The sequence below is a fragment of the Haloferax sp. s1 genome (assembly GCF_058382125.1).
The window spans coordinates 1-985 of sequence record NZ_JBZRPK010000090.1 but is presented as its reverse complement, the minus strand read 5'-3'; the positions used below and the strand labels follow the sequence as shown (position 1 = coordinate 985).

Here is a 985-nt window from a genome sequence, read left to right as displayed (position 1 = left end):
GTGTCGAGTTCGACTATCTCGTACAGTTTGCTCCAGTCTTCCATGCCGCCTTTGGCCACGGTTACGTCATCGTAGCCCCGCTCAGAAAGTTCGAATCCGAACGAGGTAGACGACAATCCCTTCCCGCAGATGGCGACGACTGGTCCGTCGGCGGCGAGCGCGGCGACTTGCTCCCAATCCCAGTCACTGCCGAGCCCCTCGATTGGGTGGAACGGAACATTCACGGCACCCTCGATGTGCCACGCGTCGAAACTCTCGGGCGGACGCGTATCGATTACGGTGACGGACGAACCGGTGTCCAACTCCGCTGCGAGTTCTTCGACGGTGATCTGGTGGAGGAGCGTTCCCATAGGTATAGATATGTGAACAATACACAAAACTATTTGTGGCGGCTCTCGGCGGTCCCTGTCAGTTCCCGGCGTCACAGCTACCAACGCAGCACAACTCAGCGAATACCGAAGCAGTCACTCACCGGACGAGTGTTAGAAAAGTCGAACTACAGTCGTCGTCCCGTCTTACAGCTCGGCCTCGAAGTCTTCGAGGGCGTAGACGGTGTCAGAGCCGCGGCGGTCGAGCGTCTCGTTGGCGAGGAGCCAGTAGACGACCGACAGCGCACGACGACCCTTGTTGTTCGTCGGGACGACGAGGTCGACGTTCGACGTCTGGTTGTTGGAGTCGCACATCGCGATAACCGGGATGCCGACCGTGATTGCCTCTTTGACGGCCTGCGCGTCACCAATCGGGTCGGTGACGACGACCACGTCGGGTTCGATGTAGCCGGCGTAGTCCGGGTTCGTCAGCGTGCCGGGGATAAAGCGTCCCGTGCGGGCACGAGCGCCGACGGCGTCTGCGAACTTCTCGGCCGGGAAACGACCGTACTGACGGGAGGACGTAACCAGAATCTGCTCCGGACTGTAGTTCGCGAGGAAGTCCGCAGCGGTGCGGATTCGCGAGTCCGTCTGGCTAACGTCGAGCACGTATAGCC

General features: G+C 60.5%; 2 protein-coding genes. Both read right to left on the bottom strand.

What is annotated here, in order from left to right; genetic code table 11:
* Positions 1–350, bottom strand: a 350-nt coding sequence (locus tag QT222_RS00620) for a rhodanese-like domain-containing protein (protein WP_491475965.1), incomplete at its 3' end; no start/stop codon positions are given.
* A gap of 165 nt (positions 351–515) precedes the next feature.
* Positions 516–985 (bottom strand): 30S ribosomal protein S2 (locus QT222_RS00615; protein WP_491475964.1); only part of this gene is annotated, 470 nt, incomplete at its 5' end.